We start from the raw sequence: 18,444 nt of genomic DNA on the forward strand, positions 1-18,444 counted from the left end.
TTTACTCCTCGCGCAGCAGATTGACGTAATGGCGGGTAACGGCGGTTAAATCCGTCCCTTCCAGCGGGAACTCGATACCGCGCGGGGCATCGGCAGGCAGCTGGCCGAGCAGATCCAGCCAGCGCGCATCGGCGTGGTCCGGCGCCACGGCGCGGAAGTTATCTTTATGCGGCACGGCGGCTTTAACGTGGATATAGCTCACCGCAGGGGCCAGGCGACGCGCGGCCTCCTCAGGCGAATCGCCCACCCACAGCCAGTTGCCCATGTCGAAGGTCAGCGTGACGGGCAACGCCATTTCCCGACAGGCGGCCTGGAAGCGCTGCATCGGCGCGAGCTGACCGCAGTCGGTCTGATCGTTCTCCACGACAAGCGCCATACCGCTGGCGTTCAGCAGGCTACGCAGGGCGTCGAGAGGCTGCGCGTCGCGGAAATGGCCCAGGGAAACCTTCAGCCACAGGGCGTTAAGGGTGCTGGCCTCAGAGAGGTAGCGGGTCAGGTCCGGGTTGAGGGTGCCGTCGGGCATAAACAGGGCGGCGGGGGCGGAGTAGCACGCCAGCAGGCCGAGCAGCTCAATGGATTCGCCCAGCGCAGGCAGCGCCAGCAGCTCTTCGCTGCTGAACAGTTCCCGGCGGATCTCCACGCCGTCTGCCCCTGCACCTGCAATAACGGGAAGCATCGCCCGCTGACCGCCAGCCTGTCGCACCTGTTCCGCGCCGTACGCGGCGGTGACCACCATAATTTTCCTGCCCATCTTCGGACTCCATCGCAACATATCAATACTATTACGCTAGATGGAACCGGTTCCAAAAAAAAGGTCAGGATGTCGAATTTATGATCGCTATCACAAGGGGAAATTAACGGGCGGTGGAGCCGCGAACGATCAGCTCGCCGGAGAAGACCTGCTCGCGTACGGCATCGCTGGTGCCTTCAATACGACGAACCACTTGTTCTACAGCGGCATAGCCAATCTGCCAGGTGGGCTGTTTGAGGGTCGTGATACCAACGCCTGCCAGCTCCGCCCACTCCAGTTCATCAAAGCCCAGCAGACCGATGTCGCTGCCCCAGTGCAGGCCAATGCGCTTGAGGGAGCGGGCGACCTGCAGCGTCAGCGCCCCGTTGGCGGAGATAACGGCTTTGCGCATCCCGCGATGTCGGGTGTGGAACTGGCGCAGGGTATTGTCGAGCTGGTCGGCTTCGTGAAGCGGCGTTTCGGCATTTTCGGCGATGACGCCGGGATAACGTGCAAGCGTGGCGCGAAATGCCGCCAGGCGATCGCGTCGGGTATTTACCATGCCCAGCGGTTCGCTCAGGAACAGAATCGCCTCGAAGCCCTGTTCGATCAGGTGCTCGGTAGCGGTTGTGGCTGCCTGGGTGTTATCCAGCCCAACCACATCGCAGGCGAATTCCGGGATTTTACGATCGATAAGGACCATGGGCAGGGAGGATTGCTGCAGGCGGTTCAGGCCCTCTTCACGCATGCCTACCGCGTTAACCACAATTCCTTCGACCTGGTAGCTGCGCAGCAGATCGAGGTAGTGCAGCTCCTGATCGACTTCGTTGTTGGTATTACAGACCAGCGGCGTGAAACCCTTCTCGCGACAGGCGGCCTCGATACCGCTGAGGACGTTGACGGAGTAGGGGTTGGTGATATCGGCGATGATAAGCCCGATAAGGCGGGTGCGGCCGCGTTTGAGCCCGCGTGCCATAAGGCTGGGACGGTAATCGAGATCGGCAATGGCCTGTTCAATACGCGCCAGCAGCGCATCGGACAGCAGGTGTTTCTCGCCGTTAAGGTAGCGCGAAATGCTGGTTTTACCGGTTTTGGCGGCTTTCGCCACGTCGCTGATGGTGGCCCGGGCTGGTTTGCTCATCGCTGATTTCCCTGAATTTAGTGAGAATACCTTAGCGGGAAAATCAACGATGGCAAGTGGTTCATGCCGGGGTGTGCGGTCTGATGCCCTCACCCCGACCCTCTCCCACGGGGAGAGGGGGAAATGCGATTACTGAATTGGACTCAACGTAATCTCTACACGACGGTTCTGCGCTTTGCCTTCCGCCGTGCTGTTGCTGGCGATAGGGTTGGCAGGGCCCATGCCGCTGGTGCGGATGCGGTTCGCTTCAACGCCCTGGGTGATCAGCGAGCTGGCCACGGAATCGGCGCGTTGCTGGGACAGGCGCATGTTCAGATCCTGGCTGCCGGTGCTGTCGGTGTAGCCAATCACGTTCACGGCGGTCTTGTTGTACTCTTTCAGCACCATTGCCACGCCGGTGAGGGTGTTCGCACCCGCGGGTTTCAGCGTTGCGCTGCTGCTGTCAAAGGTGACGTTGTTCGGCATGTTCAGGATGATGTTATCGCCGCTGCGGGTGACGCTCACCCCGGTTCCCTTCATTTTGTCGCGCAGTTTTGCTTCCTGTACGTCCATGTAATAACCAACGCCGCCTCCCAGAGCCGCGCCCGCCGCTGCGCCAATCAGCGCACCTTTACCGCGGTCTTTCTTGGAGGAGGAGAGTGCCCCAACGCCTGCGCCTACCAGCGAGCCGATGCCCGCGCCGATGCCGGATTTACCCGCTTCGCGCTCACCGGTGTAAGGGTTGGTTGTGCAGCCAGAAACAGCCAGTGCACCGCTCACCAGAGCGGTAATAACGAGTACGCGTTTTTTCATCTTCTTTCCTTAATCCTTTTTATTCTTTGCCACGGCGAGCGTGGCAGTTGATTATGACGTCCAGATACGGAGAAAATTCCGGGTATAACTCTGAAATTTGTGACAAACCATAAACGGCCTCAACGAGAAGACCGTAAAACCTGCACGCAACCAGGAGCGCACGCTTGAGCACCTCAACAAAAACCATTCTGACCGCCGCCCACTGGGGGCCGATGCTGGTCGAAACCGATGGCGAAAATGTTCTGTCGTCCCGTGGGGCACTGCCAACACAACATCCCAACTCGTTACAGACCGTCGTTCGCGATCAAGTGCACAGCAAAACGCGCGTGCGCTGGCCGATGGTGCGTAAAGGTTTTCTGGCCTCGCCGGACAAGCCGCAGGGGATCCGTGGTCAGGATGAGTTTGTTCGCGTGAGCTGGGATGACGCGCTGGCACTGATCCACGCCCAGCATAAGCGCATCCGCGACAGCTACGGTCCGTCATCCATTTTCGCCGGTTCTTACGGCTGGCGTTCGAACGGCGTGCTGCACAAGGCCTCGACGCTGCTGCAGCGCTACATGAGCCTGGCAGGAGGCTATACCGGTCATCTGGGTGATTACTCCACCGGCGCGGCGCAGGCGATCATGCCGTACGTCGTGGGTGGGAATGAAGTGTACCAGCAGCAGACAAGCTGGCCGCTGGTGCTGGAGCACACCGACGTGGTGGTGCTGTGGAGCGCCAATCCGCTGAATACGCTGAAAATTGCCTGGAATGCCAGCGACGAGCAGGGAATTGGGTATTTTGACGCGCTGCGCAAAAGCGGCAAGCGCATCATCTGCATTGATCCGATGCGCTCTGAAACCATGGATTTCTTCGGCGACAGCGCCGAGTGGATTGCTCCGCATATGGGCACCGACGTGGCGATGATGCTGGGCATCGCCCATACGCTGTTGGAGAACGGCTGGCACGACCGCGATTTCCTCGCCCGCTGCACCTCTGGCTTCGACAAATTCGCCGACTACCTGACGGGCCAGTCCAATGGGGTAGTGAAAACGGCAGAGTGGGCCGCAGAAATTTGTGGCATTCCTGCGGCTAAAATCCGCGAACTGGCGGGGCTGTTCCATAAAAACACCACGATGTTAATGTCCGGCTGGGGGATGCAGCGCCAGCAGTTCGGCGAGCAGAAACACTGGATGCTGGTGACGCTTGCCGCAATGCTTGGACAGATTGGTACGCCGGGGGGCGGTTTTGGTCTTTCCTATCATTTTGCGAACGGCGGTAACCCAACGCGTAAAGCGGCGGTGCTGGCGTCCCTGCAAGGCTCGGTGCAGGGCGGCGTGGATGCCGTGGATAAAATTCCGGTGGCGCGGATCGTTGAAGCCCTGGAAAAGCCGGGCGGTTTTTATCAGCACAACGGTCTGGACCGCCACTTCCCGGACATTAAGTTTGTCTGGTGGGCGGGCGGGGCGAACTTTACGCACCACCAAGATACCAATCGCCTGATCCGCGCCTGGCAAAAGCCTGAGCTGGTGGTGATTTCCGAGTGCTTCTGGACCGCCTCGGCCAAACACGCCGATATCGTGCTGCCGGCGACCACGTCGTTTGAACGTAACGATCTCACCATGACCGGCGATTACAGCAACCAGCATATGGTACCGATGAAGCGCGTTGTGGCCCCGCGTGATGAAGCGCGTGATGATTTTGACGTATTTGCCGAACTGAGCGAGCTGTGGGAAGCGGGCGGTCGCGAACGCTTTACCGAAGGGAAAAATGACCTGCAGTGGCTGGAGAGTTTCTATCAGATCGCCGGGCAGCGCGGTGCGGCGCAGGGCGTGACGCTTCCGCCATTTGCTGAGTTCTGGGAGGCGAACCAGATTCTCGAAATGCCGGAAAGCGAACAGAACGCCCGGTTTGTCCGTTTCGCCGATTTCCGCCGGGACCCGGAAAACCATCCGCTGAAAACGGAGAGCGGCAAGATTGTGATCTACAGCGAGCGCATCGCCAGCTTTGGTTATGCCGATTGTCCGCCACACCCTTCGTGGCTGGAGCCGGACGAGTGGCACGGCAATGCGCTGCCGGAACAGCTCCAGATATTGTCTGCTCATCCCGCGCATCGTCTCCACAGCCAGCTTAACTACACCTCACTGCGTGAGCAGTATGCGGTTGCCGGGCGAGAGCCGATTACGCTGAATACTTTTGACGCGAAAGCCCGCGGGATTGCAGACGGCGACGTGGTGCGCGTCTGGAACTCGCGTGGACAGGTGCTGGCAGGAGCGGTGGTCAGTGACGGGATTAAGCCGGGCGTGATCTGTATTCACCAGGGGGCATGGCCCGACCTTGAGCCCGCCGAAGGCGGTATCTGTAAAAACGGGGCGGTTAACGTGCTGACCAAAGATCTCCCCAGCTCGAAGCTGGGGAACGGTTGCGCGGGGAACACGGCGCTGGCCTGGGTCGAGAAATATGAGGGGCCCGAGCTTACCTTAACGGCGTTTGATCCGCCTGCCAGCTCATGATCCACGTCGGGTGCTGAGTATCATCTTGCCAGGCGCTGTCTTCGATGCGAAAGCCCTGAGCATGATAGAAATTCACCGCCCGGACGTTTTTCTGATACACCTCCAGGCTTAAGTGCGGGAAGCGCTGTTGAACATGGTTCAGCAGCGCGCGTCCAATACCGTGCCCGATATACGCAGGCGTAACGAACAGCGCCCCCACAAACTGCGACTGTATGACGCTGATAAACCCGCGCGGCGCGCCTTCTTCTTCCCACACCCAGGTTTCTGCCGCGGGCAGGTAGACCTCCCGCACCATGGCTTCATTCTCTTGCCAGTAGCTCGCGCTAATAAACGGGTGCGCCTCGGTGGTGCTTTCAAGCCACAGGCTCATGAGCGGATCGGCATTTTCACTTTGCCATTTGCGGATCATGTTGCCTCCCCGGATGACAGAAGCAGCCGGTGACATGGTCGTTGACCAGTCCACAGGCCTGCATAAAGGCGTAGCAGATGGTGGAGCCGACAAACTTAAAGCCGCGTTTTTTCAGCGCTTTAGAGAGCGCGTCCGACGCAGGCGTGGACGCAGGGATCTCCGCCAGCGTGGCGGCCTGCGTGATTTGCGGATCGTTATTCACGAACGACCAGACAAACGCTGAGAACGGTTCGCCGTTTTGTTCCATCGCCAGCCAGGCGCGGGCGTTGCCGATGATGGCCTGGATTTTACCGCGATGGCGGATGATACCGGCATCCTGCACCAGCCGTTCTACGTCATCTTCGGTCATGGCGGCGACGGCAACGGGATCGAACTGGTGGAAGGCGTTGCGGTAGTTTTCGCGTTTCTTCAGTACCGTAATCCATGATAATCCTGCCTGCTGGCCCTCCAGGCAGATCATCTCAAAGAGTTTTTTGCCATCCGTCTCCGGTATGCCCCATTCCCGATCGTGATAGTCGATATAAAGCTGATCCTGGCTAACCCAACCGCAACGTTCCATTCGTCCTCTCCCTTATTGATACTGATTTCGCAAAAATTTCGTTCTGACTGGCTTGACGTGTTTACTATAAAGACAATAGTTAATACAGGGCCATATGCTCTCTCAAGTCTTTCTGAATAACGACAAATATCGCCGAATTCGGCTCTCTCTGGGGTCGCTTTGATGATGATAAAAAAAATCAGTGGTCGCCATGCCGCTTCTGGCCTGGTGGGGATTTCAGCCTGCCTGTTGTTGTGTAATACAGCGTCTGCCTGGCAACAGGAATATATCGTTTCAGACGCCCAAAATAATACGGCTGAACGCTATACATGGGACGCGGATCACCAACCGCGTTACGAGGATATTCTGGCTGAGCGAATTCAGTCTTCCCAAAATTCGCCGGGGCTGGCCCTGGCTCTGCCATCTGGTGCTAAAACGGAAGCGGCTATGAGCGTAGGCTGGAATTTTCCGGTTTCGGCGCGGGTAACCACCGGTCCGGTGATGGCCTGGCGGTATGACGGCTCTACGCCGATGATGATCAATGAGTTTGGTGATAGCGCGACGACGCAGACGCTCGCCGATCCGCTCTGGCATGCCAGCGTGAGTACGCTAGGCTGGCGCGTGAATACCCAGTACGGCGATCTTCGTCCCTGGGCACAGATTAGCTATAACCAGCAGTTTGGTGAAAACCAGTGGAAATCGCAGTTTGGCATGCCTCAAACGCCAGCCCCTGTTCAAAGTGGTAACTGGATGGACGTCACCGTGGGAACAGACATTCCGTTTAATACGCACATGGCGGCCTATGCGTCGCTGGCTCAGGGGGAACGCACCACCACTGGTGAGGAGTTTCTCTATACCCTGGGGGTGAGCGCGAATTTTTAGTATTGTTACTTTTTTAAACGTTACGATAACATCTTAAAAACAATGACCACAGGCTTTGCAGCGATAGCAGGCACTAACCTGCCATCGCTTTCTTCCCCGGCAAGGTCATTCATTCCCGATTCCAGGCATTTCATTCCGTTCTTCCTGCATTTCATGACGTTTTACCCCATCGGTATTAAGGTTTTGTTTATCGTTGTCCTCAGCGAATTCCCTTAATTTCTGTTGCAGGACAACGGCCATGAACACATCAACCTATAACCGTACGCGCTGGCTCACGCTCTTCGGCACCATCGTTACCCAGTTCGCGCTGGGATCGGTCTATACCTGGAGCCTGTTTAACAGCGCGCTTTCCGACAAACTCGACGCCCCGGTCAGCCAGGTAGCGTTCTCCTTCGGCCTGCTGAGTCTGGGTCTGGCGATTTCGTCTTCCGTCGCGGGCAAGCTGCAGGAGCGTTTTGGCGTGAAGCGTGTGACCATGGCGTCCGGCATACTGCTGGGGCTGGGCTTTTTCCTGACGGCGCATTCCAGCAACCTGATGATGCTGTGGCTGAGCGCCGGCGTGCTGGTGGGGCTGGCAGACGGTGCAGGTTACCTGCTGACGCTGTCGAACTGCGTGAAGTGGTTCCCGGAGCGTAAAGGCTTAATCTCCGCGTTCGCCATCGGCTCCTATGGCCTGGGCAGCCTCGGCTTTAAATTTATCGACTCCCAACTGCTGGCATCCGTTGGCCTCGAAAAAACGTTTATGATCTGGGGCGCAATCGTCCTGGTGATGATCCTGTTTGGCGCTACGCTGATGAAAGATGCCCCGCAGCAGGAAGTGAAATCCGTTAACGGCGTGGTAGAGAACGATTTCACCCTCGCGCAGTCCATGCGTAAGCCGCAGTACTGGATGCTGGCGGTGATGTTCCTGACGGCCTGCATGAGCGGTCTGTATGTTATCGGTGTGGCGAAAGATATCGCGCAAGGGATGGTAAAACTGGATGCCGCGACGGCGGCGAATGCGGTGACGGTCATCTCCATTGCCAACCTCTCGGGTCGCCTGGTGCTCGGTATTCTGTCTGACAAAATTGCCCGCATCCGCGTGATTACGATTGGGCAGGTGGTTTCGCTGGTAGGAATGGCGGCACTGCTGTTTGCACCACTGAATGAAGCGACCTTCTTTGCGGCGATTGCCTGCGTGGCCTTTAACTTCGGCGGCACCATTACCGTCTTCCCGTCGCTGGTGAGCGAGTTCTTTGGCCTGAACAACCTGGCGAAAAACTACGGTGTCATTTATCTCGGCTTCGGTATCGGCAGTATTTGCGGCTCGCTGATTGCCTCGCTGTTTGGCGGGTTCTATGTCACTTTCTGCGTTATCTTTGCCCTGCTGATTATTTCGCTGGCGCTGTCCACGACGATCCGTCAGCCGCAGCGTGAAGTGTATAAAGAAGCGCACGCATGATTCGATGAAAAGAGGCCGCATGGCCTCTTTTTTTATCTCCGCATCGCTGCCTGACCTGTTATTTTGTAAAAATCTTCATCGATCACACTCTCTGCTGCCACTTTTTTTCCCCGCTGTGGTCTACTTATCGCGCTTGTGGACGTTTCTGATAACGGTTTCTCTCGCATCTACTTACTCTGTCTGCTTTCTCGATGAGATTCGGCGGGTCTTTATACCCCTTCCCCCAGGGTTGTTTGCATGAAATATATTAGGTCTCTTACCCAGCAAAGATTATGTCTGATGCTGGCTGTCTATATCGGTTTGTTTCTGAATGGCGCGGTGCTGTTCAGAAGAGTGGAAGGTTATTTTGAACACCTCACCGTAAGAAATGGAATTTTTGCCGCGATTGAAGTGTTTGGCTCTGTTCTCGCTACCTTCTTCCTGTTGCGTCTGCTCTCGCTCTTTGGCCGACGTACCTGGCAAATTCTGGCCTCGCTGGTGGTGATTATTTCCGCCGCTGCAAGCTATTACATGACATTCATGAACGTGGTGATTGGCTACGGCATCGTTGCCTCGGTGATGACCACGGATATCGACCTCTCGAAAGAGGTGGTAGGAAAAGGCTTTATCGTCTGGACGGTATTAACCTGCCTGATACCACTCTTCTTTATCTGGAGTAATACCTGCCGCTATACCCTGTTACGCCAGCTGCGTACGCGGGAGCAACGTATCCGCAACGTCCTCGTCGTTCTACTGGCGGGTCTGCTGGTGTGGGCGCCGATTCGTTTGATGGAAAAACAGCAAAAACGTATCGAAAAAGCGACGGGCGTGGATATGCCAAGCTATGGCGGCGTAGTGGCGAACTCCTATTTGCCGTCTAACTGGCTGTCAGCGTTAGGCCTGTATGCCTGGGCGCAGGCGGACGAGTCCAGCGATGTGAAATCCTTGATGAACCCGACCAAAAAATTTACCTATCAGGCGCCGGCTGACGGACTGGATGATACTTACGTGGTCTTTGTTATCGGAGAAACGACGCGCTGGGATCATATGGGTATTCTCGGCTATGACCGCGATACCACGCCAAAACTGGCGCAGGAAAAGAACCTGGTGGCCTATCGGGGTTACTCCTGCGATACCGCAACGAAGCTCTCGCTGCGCTGTATGTTTGTGCGTGAAGGCGGGGCAAGCGATAACCCACAGCGCACGCTGAAAGAGCAAAACGTCTTTGCCGTGTTGAAGCAGCTTGGATTTAGCGCTGACCTGTTCGCCATGCAGAGTGAGATGTGGTTCTACACCAACACGCTGGCAGATAACATCGCGTACCGTGAGCAGATTGGCGCCGAGCCGCGTAACCGGGGCAAAAACGTTGATGACATGCTACTGCTGGAAGAGATGTCGCAATCTCTGAAGAACCATCCGAAAGGTAAGCATCTTGTCATTCTTCATACCAAAGGGTCGCACTACAGCTATTACCAGCGCTATACCCGTGATTTCGCGAAGTGGAAACCTGAGTGTGTTGGCATTAATAAAGACTGCAGCAAGCAGGAGCTGATCAACGCCTACGATAACTCCGTTCTGTATGTGGATACGTTCCTGAGCCGCGTAATCGACCAGCTGCGTGATAAAAAAGCGATTGTTATCTACGCCGCAGACCACGGTGAGTCCATCAACGAGAAAGAGCATCTGCACGGTACGCCGCGCAAGCTGGCGCCGCCGGAGCAGTTCCGCGTGCCGATGATCATGTGGATGTCCGATAAGTATCTGGAGAACCCTGATAAGGCGAAAATGTTTGCCCATCTGAAACAGCAGGCAGAAATCAAGGTACCTCGCCGTCACGTTGAGCTGTACGACACCATTATGGGTTGTCTCGGCTATACCTCACCAAACGGTGGGATTAACGAAAACAACAACTGGTGTAAACTCCCTGATAACACCGCAAAAGCCGCGCAGTAGTAGCTCTGGCGAGAATATCGCCAGTTGAATGGCTTTTTGAAAATAAGGGATTGACGGGGGCGTACCTCAGCAGTAAGATGCGCTCCGCATTCGGCGAGTAGCGCAGCTTGGTAGCGCAACTGGTTTGGGACCAGTGGGTCGGAGGTTCGAATCCTCTCTCGCCGACCACATTCTGAAAAGGGCTAACCGCAAGGTTAGCCCTTTTTGCATTATGACCTTATCCTGTCAGAGTATCCAAAACGCCCCTTAGACCTGCTTCTCCCTGCCTGTTAACGATTTTGTGACATAATCCATTGTATTTTTTTATATATAGATTGATCTTTTTTCGCGTTGCTTATGGATAACCTCAGCATTTTTCGCTGTGCGTTTTAACGTTCGCGGTATTTAGTGCTCAGATAATCACCATTCTGCAAGAAAATTTACCCATTCTGAATAAAAGTTAATCACTGATTGTTGCGAAATATGAAGATAGTTGTGCTGCAAGTTGGCGAGTAGCATAAATTTCCCTGCTGAAAACTGGCGTTCAGGGTTTTTTTAATCTTTGTTTGCGGTTTCTCACACTCAGCGCAAATCCCCGTCACCTGTATTGACGTTTTCACATTCTGTTGACAGATTGTAGGGCATGAGGGGCATTTCAGGGACGATCTGCGCTGCAACTCAAACGCTCTTCTGAAAGGATTCTCCATCCCTTTAACGCCTTCGGGCACCTCCGACCGGACCGGGTAAAAAATAAATAAAGGTCTGGCGGCGTAACACAACAAAGCAAAACATCACATTGGAGCAGAATAATGAGTATTTCCTTGAAGAAGTCAGGGATGCTGAAGCTTGGTCTGAGCCTGGTGGCTATGACCGTGGCAGCAAGCGTACAGGCAAAAACCCTGGTTTACTGTTCTGAAGGCTCGCCGGAAGGCTTTAACCCACAGCTCTTTACCTCTGGTACGACTTACGACGCAAGCTCTGTACCAATCTATAACCGTCTGGTTGAATTCAAAACCGGCACCACGGAAGTGATTCCGGGTCTGGCCGAGAAGTGGGACATCAGCGAAGACGGTAAAACCTATACCTTCCACCTGCGCCAGGGCGTGAAGTGGCAGGACAGCAAAGAATTCAAACCAACGCGCGACTTTAACGCCGACGACGTTGTGTTCTCCTTCGACCGTCAGAAAAACGCGCAGAACCCATACCACAAAGTGTCTGGCGGCAGCTACGAATACTTCGAAGGGATGGGTCTGCCGGACCTGATCGCCGAAGTGAAAAAAGTGGACGATAAAACCGTTCAGTTCGTACTGACGCGCCCGGAAGCGCCATTCCTGGCTGACCTGGCCATGGACTTCGCCTCTATTCTCTCTAAAGAGTATGCGGATAACATGCTGAAAGCCGGCACGCCGGAAAAAGTGGACCTGAACCCAATCGGTACCGGTCCGTTCCAGCTGCTGCAGTACCAGAAAGACTCTCGTATTCTGTATAAAGCCTTCCCGGGCTACTGGGGCACCAAGCCGCAGATCGACCGTCTGGTCTTCTCCATTACGCCTGATGCGTCCGTTCGTTATGCAAAACTGCAGAAAAACGAATGCCAGGTTATGCCGTACCCGAACCCGGCTGACATCGCGCGCATGAAGCAGGATAAAAACATCAACCTGCTGGAGCAGGCGGGCCTGAACGTGGGCTATCTCTCCTTCAATACCGAGAAGAAACCGTTTGATGACGTGAAAGTGCGTCAGGCGCTGACCTACGCGGTGAACAAAGAAGCGATCATCAAAGCCGTTTACCAGGGCGCGGGCGTTGCGGCCAAAAACCTGATCCCGCCAACCATGTGGGGCTATAACGACGACGTTAAAGACTACAGCTACGATCCTGAAAAAGCGAAAGCGCTGCTGAAAGAAGCGGGTCAGGATAAAGGCTTTACCGTTGAGCTGTGGGCGATGCCTGTTCAGCGTCCTTACAACCCGAACGCCCGCCGTATGGCGGAAATGGTTCAGGCTGACTGGGCGAAGATTGGCGTTCAGGCCAAGATTGTGACCTACGAGTGGGGCGAGTATCTGAAGCGCGCCAAAGCGGGTGAGCACCAGGCGGTGATGATGGGCTGGACCGGTGACAACGGGGATCCGGACAACTTCTTCGCTACCCTGTTCAGCTGCGCGGCGGCGAAAGACGGTTCTAACTACTCTCGCTGGTGCTACAAGCCGTTTGAAGACCTGATCCAGCCGGCGCGTGCCACCGACGATCACAACAAACGTATTGAACTCTACAAGCAGGCTCAGGTTGTTATGCACGATCAGGCTCCGGCGCTGATTGTTGCTCACTCCACCGTGTATGAGCCAGTGCGTAAAGAAGTGAAGGGCTACGTGGTTGATCCACTGGGCAAACACCACTTCGAAAACGTATCGGTTGAATAATAAGTAGGGTGTTCTCCCTCTCCCTGTGGGAGAGGGCAGGGGTGAGGGGCGTGCATGCATCCCCTCACCCTAACCCTCTCCCGAAGGGAGAGGGAATTTACATTTGTGAGCAATACAGACGTCGCGCCACTGGTCGTGCGTCATCAGAGAGAATCCGGGTTATGTTGCAGTTCATCCTCCGACGTCTGGGACTTGTTATCCCGACGTTTATCGGTATCACCCTTCTCACTTTTGCCTTCGTTCATATGATCCCCGGCGACCCGGTAATGATTATGGCGGGCGAGCGTGGTATCTCCCCTGAACGTCATGCGCAGCTGCTGGCTGAACTCGGCCTCGATAAGCCGATGTGGCAGCAGTACCTCCACTATATCTGGGGGGTGATGCACGGTGACTTGGGAATTTCGTTAAAAAGCCGTCTTCCGGTGTGGGACGAGTTCGTGCCGCGTTTTAAAGCGACGCTGGAGCTTGGCATCTGCGCCATGATTTTTGCCACTGCGGTGGGTATTCCTGTCGGGGTACTGGCTGCCGTTAAGCGTGGCTCTATTTTCGACCATACCGCCGTGGGTCTGGCGCTGACCGGTTACTCCATGCCTATCTTCTGGTGGGGCATGATGCTGATCATGCTGGTCTCGGTGCAATTGAACCTGACGCCGGTCTCCGGGCGCGTCAGCGATATGGTCTTCCTTGATGATACCAACCCGTTAACCGGCTTTATGCTGATCGACACGGCCATCTGGGGCGAGGAGGGCAACTTCATTGATGCCGTCGCGCACATGATCCTGCCTGCCATGGTGCTGGGCACCATTCCTCTGGCAGTGATCGTGCGTATGACCCGTTCCTCCATGCTGGAAGTGCTGGGCGAGGATTACATTCGTACCGCACGCGCTAAAGGGTTAACCCGGATGCGCGTCATCATTGTCCACGCGCTGCGTAACGCCATGCTGCCGGTGGTGACCGTTATCGGCCTCCAGGTGGGTACGCTGCTGGCGGGGGCGATCCTGACCGAAACCATCTTCTCCTGGCCGGGCCTCGGACGCTGGCTGATTGATGCGCTGCAACGCCGCGACTATCCGGTGGTGCAGGGCGGGGTGCTGCTGGTCGCGACGATGATTATCCTCGTCAACCTGCTGGTCGATTTGCTGTACGGCGTGGTGAACCCGCGTATTCGTCATAAGAAGTAAGGGGCCATCATGTCACAGGTTTCTGAAAACAAAGCTGTTGCTGCACCGGTTCCGATGACGCCGCTGCAGGAGTTCTGGCACTACTTCAAGCGCAATAAAGGCGCGGTAGTCGGGCTGGTGTATGTATCCATCATGATCCTGATTGCGGTGTTTGCAAACGTGCTTGCGCCGTATAACCCGGCGGATCAGTTCCGCGATGCGCTGCTGGCTCCCCCTGCCTGGCAGGACGGCGGTAGCCTGGCGCACCTGCTGGGTACCGATGATGTGGGCCGCGACGTGCTGTCGCGTCTGATGTACGGCGCGCGTCTGTCGCTGCTGGTTGGCTGCCTGGTGGTGGTGCTCTCCCTGATTATGGGGATCGTACTCGGTCTGGTTGCCGGTTACTTCGGCGGCATCGTTGATAACATCATCATGCGTATTGTCGACATCATGCTGGCGCTGCCAAGCCTGCTGCTGGCCCTGGTGCTGGTGGCGATCTTCGGTCCGTCGATCGGTAACGCCGCGCTTGCGCTGACCTTCGTGGCGCTCCCTCACTACGTACGTTTAACCCGTGCGGCGGTGCTGGTGGAAGTGAACCGCGATTATGTCACCGCGTCTCGCGTGGCGGGTGCGGGTGCGATGCGCCAGATGTTCGTGAATATCTTCCCTAACTGCCTTGCGCCGCTGATTGTTCAGGCGTCGCTCGGTTTCTCTAACGCCATTCTTGATATGGCCGCTCTTGGCTTCCTGGGCATGGGTGCGCAGCCGCCAACACCGGAGTGGGGCACCATGCTCTCCGACGTGTTGCAGTTCGCACAAAGCGCCTGGTGGGTTGTCACCTTCCCGGGTCTGGCAATCCTGCTGACGGTGCTGGCATTTAACCTGATGGGTGATGGTCTGCGTGATGCGCTTGATCCCAAACTGAAGCAGTAAGAGGCACGAGATGGCGTTATTAAATGTAGATAAATTATCGGTGCACTTCGGCGACGAAGGCACCCCGTTTCGCGCCGTGGACCGCATCAGCTACAGCGTAAATCAGGGCGAAGTGGTTGGCATTGTCGGGGAGTCCGGTTCCGGTAAGTCGGTGAGTTCACTGGCGATCATGGGGCTGATTGATTACCCAGGCCGCGTGATGGCGGAAAACCTGCAGTTCAACGGTCAGGACCTGAAGCGCATTTCTGAGAAACAGCGCCGCCAACTGGTGGGCGCCGAAGTGGCAATGATCTTCCAGGACCCGATGACCAGCCTGAACCCGTGCTACACGGTCGGTTTCCAGATTATGGAAGCGATTAAGGTGCACCAGGGCGGTAACAAGAAAACCCGTCGCCAGCGCGCGATCGACCTGCTGAATCAGGTCGGTATCCCTGATCCGGCATCGCGCCTGGACGTTTACCCGCACCAGCTCTCCGGAGGGATGAGCCAGCGCGTGATGATCGCCATGGCGATTGCCTGTCGGCCAAAGCTGCTGATTGCGGATGAACCGACAACGGCGCTGGATGTGACCATTCAGGCGCAAATCATCGAGCTGCTGCTGGAGCTGCAGCAGAAAGAGAACATGGCGCTGGTGCTGATTACGCACGATCTGGCGCTGGTGGCCGAAGCCGCGCACAAAATCATCGTGATGTATGCCGGCCAGGTGGTCGAGACCGGTAATTCGCACGACATCTTCCGCGCGCCGCGTCACCCGTATACGCAGGCGCTGCTGCGTGCGCTGCCGGAGTTTGCCCAGGACAAAGCGCGTCTGGCGTCGCTGCCGGGCGTCGTTCCGGGTAAATATGACCGACCGCAGGGCTGCCTGCTCAATCCGCGCTGTCCGTATGCGACGGATAAGTGCCGGGCGGAAGAGCCAGAGCTAAACCAGCTTGCTGACGGCCGCCAGTCGAAATGTCACTACCCACTCGATGATGCCGGGAGGCCAACACTATGAGTACGCAACAGGCCACCACGCAACAGCCGCTGTTGCAGGCCATCGACCTGAAAAAACACTATCCGGTTAAAAAGGGGATTTTTGCCCCTGAACGCCTGGTGAAGGCGCTGGACGGCGTATCCTTTACCCTCGAACGCGGTAAAACGCTGGCGGTGGTGGGGGAGTCAGGCTGCGGTAAGTCCACGCTCGGTCGTTTGCTGACGATGATTGAAGTGCCGACCGGCGGTGAGCTCTATTACCAGGGGCAGGATCTGCTCAAGCACGATCCGCAGGCGCAGAAGCTGCGTCGCCAGAAAATCCAGATTGTGTTCCAGAACCCGTATGGTTCTCTGAACCCGCGTAAAAAAGTGGGACAGATTCTGGAAGAGCCGCTGCTGATTAACAGCAATCTGAGCAAAGAGCAACGCCGTGAAAAAGCCCTGGCGATGATGGCGAAGGTCGGCCTCAAAACCGAGCATTACGATCGCTACCCGCATATGTTCTCCGGCGGTCAGCGTCAGCGTATCGCTATTGCCCGCGGTCTGATGCTTGACCCGGACGTGGTGATTGCCGATGAGCCGGTTTCGGCGCTCGACGTCTCCGTACGCGCGCAGGTGCTGAACCTGATGATGGATCTCCAGCAGGAGCTGGGGCTCTCTTACGTGTTCATCTCCCACGACCTGTCGGTGGTGGAGCACATCGCTGACGAAGTGATGGTGATGTATCTGGGGCGCTGCGTGGAGAAGGGGACCAAAGATCAGATCTTTAATAACCCTCGTCACCCGTACACCCAGGCGCTGCTGTCTGCCACGCCGCGTCTGAACCCGGACGATCGTCGTGAGCGCATTAAGCTGACGGGTGAACTGCCTAGTCCGCTGAATCCACCTCCGGGATGTGCATTTAACGCCCGGTGCAGCCGTCGCTTTGGCCCGTGCACCCAGCTCCAGCCGCAGCTGAAGGAGTATGGCGGGCAGCTGGTTGCCTGCTTCGCGGTCGATCAGGATGAAAACGGCGAGAAGCCCCATGCATAAAGTAAAAAAACCGGCGTTAAGCCGGTTTTTTTATGTCTGCCTGACTATTTCCGCAGGCGAATCTGGTCGACGGCGTGCTTCTCGCTCTTGGTGAGGATCAGGCTCGCACGCTCGCGCGTCGGCAGGATGTTCTCTTTGAGGTTCACGTAGTTGATCTCATTCCACAGCCCCGTCGCCACATTAATCGCTTCTTCTTCAGAAAGCTGGGCGTAGTGGTGGAAATAGGAGTCCGGGTCGGTGAATGCCCCTTCGCGGAACTTCAGGAAGCGGTTGATATACCAGCTCTGCAGCAGATCTTCCGGCGCATCAACATAGATAGAGAAATCGACGAAATCCGAAACGAACACATGATGCGGGTCATGTGGATAATCCATTCCGCTTTGCAGCACGTTCAAACCTTCAAGAATCAGGATGTCCGGCTGGACTACCGTTTTATCCCCATCCGGGATGCGGTCGTAGATCAGGTGTGAATAGACCGGCGCCGTGACGTGAGGCACGCCAGATTTCAGGTCAGAGACAAATTTCACCAGACGGTGCATATCATAAGAGAGCGGGAAGCCCTTCTTCTTCATCAGCCCGCGTTCTTTTAATACTTCGTTCGGGTGCAGGAAGCCGTCGGTCGTGATCAACTCAACGCTGCGGTGTTCCGGCCAGCGGCTCAATAACGCCTGCAATACGCGTGCGGTGGTGCTTTTACCCACGGCCACGCTGCCTGCAATGCTAATGATATAAGGAATGCGCTGACCGTTCGTGCCGAGGAACTGCTCCAGCACCGCCTGACGGCGCAGGTTGGAGCTGATATAGAAGTTAAGCAAGCGAGAGAGGGGGAGATAAATTTCTGCCACCTCTTCCAGGGACAGATCTTCGTTTATCCCTTTTAACCGTGCGATTTCACCTTCCGTCAGCGTCATAGGGACGGAATCACGCAGGGCAGCCCACTGGCTGCGGTTAAAGTGAAGATAAGGCGTCATTAACGTTTGCTCTTTTTTGCTCATAAGCATGCTTCAGTGAGCCAGCGCTATGCTGCCGGGACGTGGCTCATCACACAGTTAATTTTGGACAATGGGCAGGAGGTTAACACCAGATGGCGGGAATAATAAGAAAAAAGATGGAAAGCGCTGCGTTACGCGGAAGCCGTCACGCTACGGTGTATACCGTGCAAAACACCCTTCCATGTTGATTATTTGACCGTGGATGACTACTTTTACAGCGCTTAGTGCGCTGTTCGCATAAAATGTGAGCGAAAGAACGTTTTATGCAAATTTTTAGTTGCATGACCGCGCAGGTATCCATAGAATGCGCGCTACTTGATGCCGACTTAGCTCAGTAGGTAGAGCAACTGACTTGTAATCAGTAGGTCACCAGTTCGATTCCGGTAGTCGGCACCATCAAGTCCGGTGGGGTTCCCGAGCGGCCAAAGGGAGCAGACTGTAAATCTGCCGTCACAGACTTCGAAGGTTCGAATCCTTCCCCCACCACCACTTTCTGGCAGCGTAAATGCCGCCGGAGCTGGTTGGAAAAATTAGCCAGCTCAAACTGAAAAAGAGAGAAATCTCTTTTTTTGTTACAGAAAGAACTGGGTAGCCGAGTTTCA

General features: G+C 56.0%; 15 protein-coding genes and 3 tRNA genes. 12 read left to right on the plus strand and 6 right to left on the minus strand.

Translation table 11 applies throughout. The features are described from left to right. Nucleotide 1: 1 nt before the first annotated feature. The 3 genes from ACR42C_RS00885 to ACR42C_RS00895 form a co-directional block, all read right to left on the minus strand. A complete protein-coding gene (locus ACR42C_RS00885; RefSeq protein ID WP_320720951.1) occupies nucleotides 2–751 on the minus strand; it encodes a sugar phosphate isomerase/epimerase family protein in 750 nt (249 codons plus the stop codon). A gap of 103 nt (nucleotides 752–854) precedes the next feature. Then, a complete protein-coding gene (locus ACR42C_RS00890; protein ID WP_116343076.1) occupies nucleotides 855–1,871 on the minus strand; it encodes a LacI family DNA-binding transcriptional regulator in 1,017 nt (338 codons plus the stop codon). Between the two features lie 129 nt (nucleotides 1,872–2,000). After that, entirely contained in the window at nucleotides 2,001–2,663 is a 663-nt protein-coding gene (locus ACR42C_RS00895) for an OmpA family lipoprotein (RefSeq protein ID WP_479984646.1), read from the minus strand. Between the two features lie 212 nt (nucleotides 2,664–2,875). On the opposite strand from ACR42C_RS00895, the gene ACR42C_RS00900 reads away from it, so the two are divergent. Continuing rightward, nucleotides 2,876–5,155: a molybdopterin guanine dinucleotide-containing S/N-oxide reductase gene (locus tag ACR42C_RS00900; RefSeq protein ID WP_439209900.1), complete on the plus strand. Its 2,280-nt coding sequence runs from the start codon at nucleotides 2,876–2,878 to the stop codon at nucleotides 5,153–5,155. Here ACR42C_RS00900 and ACR42C_RS00905 read toward each other — a convergent pair. Both ACR42C_RS00905 and tag read right to left on the minus strand, forming a co-directional pair. Then, nucleotides 5,118–5,564, minus strand: a complete 447-nt coding sequence (locus ACR42C_RS00905; protein WP_116343081.1) for an N-acetyltransferase — start codon at nucleotides 5,562–5,564, stop codon at nucleotides 5,118–5,120. The genes ACR42C_RS00900 and ACR42C_RS00905 overlap by 38 nt on opposite strands. Further along, nucleotides 5,542–6,123 (minus strand): DNA-3-methyladenine glycosylase I, encoded by a 582-nt coding sequence (tag, locus tag ACR42C_RS00910; protein ID WP_116343083.1) that lies wholly within the window; start codon nucleotides 6,121–6,123, stop codon nucleotides 5,542–5,544. Before tag ends, ACR42C_RS00905 begins: the two co-directional genes overlap by 23 nt. 162 nt (nucleotides 6,124–6,285) lie before the next feature. Between tag and ACR42C_RS00915 the strand changes: the two genes are divergently transcribed. From ACR42C_RS00915 to dppF, 9 genes are all read left to right on the plus strand, one after another. Continuing rightward, nucleotides 6,286–6,984, plus strand: a complete 699-nt coding sequence (locus ACR42C_RS00915; protein ID WP_116343085.1) for an autotransporter domain-containing protein — start codon at nucleotides 6,286–6,288, stop codon at nucleotides 6,982–6,984. Nucleotides 6,985–7,222: 238 nt separating this feature from the next. Continuing rightward, nucleotides 7,223–8,425 carry an L-lactate MFS transporter gene (locus ACR42C_RS00920; RefSeq protein ID WP_320720949.1) on the plus strand — a complete coding sequence of 401 codons (1,203 nt, stop codon included), beginning with the start codon at nucleotides 7,223–7,225 and terminating at the stop codon, nucleotides 8,423–8,425. A 237-nt stretch (nucleotides 8,426–8,662) separates the two neighbouring features. Beyond that, a complete protein-coding gene (gene eptB / locus ACR42C_RS00925; RefSeq protein WP_116343100.1) occupies nucleotides 8,663–10,357 on the plus strand; it encodes a kdo(2)-lipid A phosphoethanolamine 7''-transferase in 1,695 nt (564 codons plus the stop codon). Nucleotides 10,358–10,448: 91 nt separating this feature from the next. Then, nucleotides 10,449–10,525: transfer RNA gene (locus ACR42C_RS00930), tRNA-Pro, on the plus strand. A 620-nt stretch (nucleotides 10,526–11,145) separates the two neighbouring features. Next, nucleotides 11,146–12,753 carry a dipeptide ABC transporter periplasmic-binding protein DppA gene (gene dppA, locus ACR42C_RS00935; RefSeq protein WP_080329898.1) on the plus strand — a complete coding sequence of 536 codons (1,608 nt, stop codon included), beginning with the start codon at nucleotides 11,146–11,148 and terminating at the stop codon, nucleotides 12,751–12,753. Nucleotides 12,754–12,914: 161 nt separating this feature from the next. Then, on the plus strand, nucleotides 12,915–13,934 hold the full coding sequence (dppB, locus tag ACR42C_RS00940; RefSeq protein ID WP_028015092.1) for a dipeptide ABC transporter permease DppB: 1,020 nt from the start codon (nucleotides 12,915–12,917) through the stop codon (nucleotides 13,932–13,934). A 9-nt stretch (nucleotides 13,935–13,943) separates the two neighbouring features. Beyond that, nucleotides 13,944–14,846: a dipeptide ABC transporter permease DppC gene (gene dppC / locus ACR42C_RS00945; protein WP_233003603.1), complete on the plus strand. Its 903-nt coding sequence runs from the start codon at nucleotides 13,944–13,946 to the stop codon at nucleotides 14,844–14,846. Nucleotides 14,847–14,856: 10 nt separating this feature from the next. Beyond that, nucleotides 14,857–15,840 (plus strand): dipeptide ABC transporter ATP-binding protein, encoded by a 984-nt coding sequence (dppD, locus tag ACR42C_RS00950; RefSeq protein ID WP_008502772.1) that lies wholly within the window; start codon nucleotides 14,857–14,859, stop codon nucleotides 15,838–15,840. After that, complete coding sequence (dppF, locus tag ACR42C_RS00955) at nucleotides 15,837–16,850, plus strand: dipeptide ABC transporter ATP-binding subunit DppF (RefSeq protein WP_116343104.1); 1,014 nt, start codon at nucleotides 15,837–15,839, stop codon at nucleotides 16,848–16,850. Before dppD ends, dppF begins: the two co-directional genes overlap by 4 nt. Nucleotides 16,851–16,894: 44 nt before the next feature. Here the strand turns inward: dppF and coaA are convergent, their stop codons facing one another. After that, the gene (gene coaA / locus ACR42C_RS00960) at nucleotides 16,895–17,845 is read right to left on the minus strand and encodes a type I pantothenate kinase (protein ID WP_316380449.1); all 951 of its coding nucleotides are present in this window, start codon (nucleotides 17,843–17,845) and stop codon (nucleotides 16,895–16,897) included. 317 nt (nucleotides 17,846–18,162) lie between these two features. Here coaA and ACR42C_RS00965 point away from each other — a divergent pair. Together ACR42C_RS00965 and ACR42C_RS00970 are read left to right on the plus strand one after the other, a co-directional pair. Continuing rightward, nucleotides 18,163–18,238: transfer RNA gene (locus ACR42C_RS00965), tRNA-Thr, on the plus strand. Between the two features lie 8 nt (nucleotides 18,239–18,246). Next, nucleotides 18,247–18,331: transfer RNA gene (locus ACR42C_RS00970), tRNA-Tyr, on the plus strand. Nucleotides 18,332–18,444 lie beyond the last annotated feature (113 nt).

It is taken from the genome of Enterobacter sp. MG-EB028 (genome assembly GCF_056673305.1).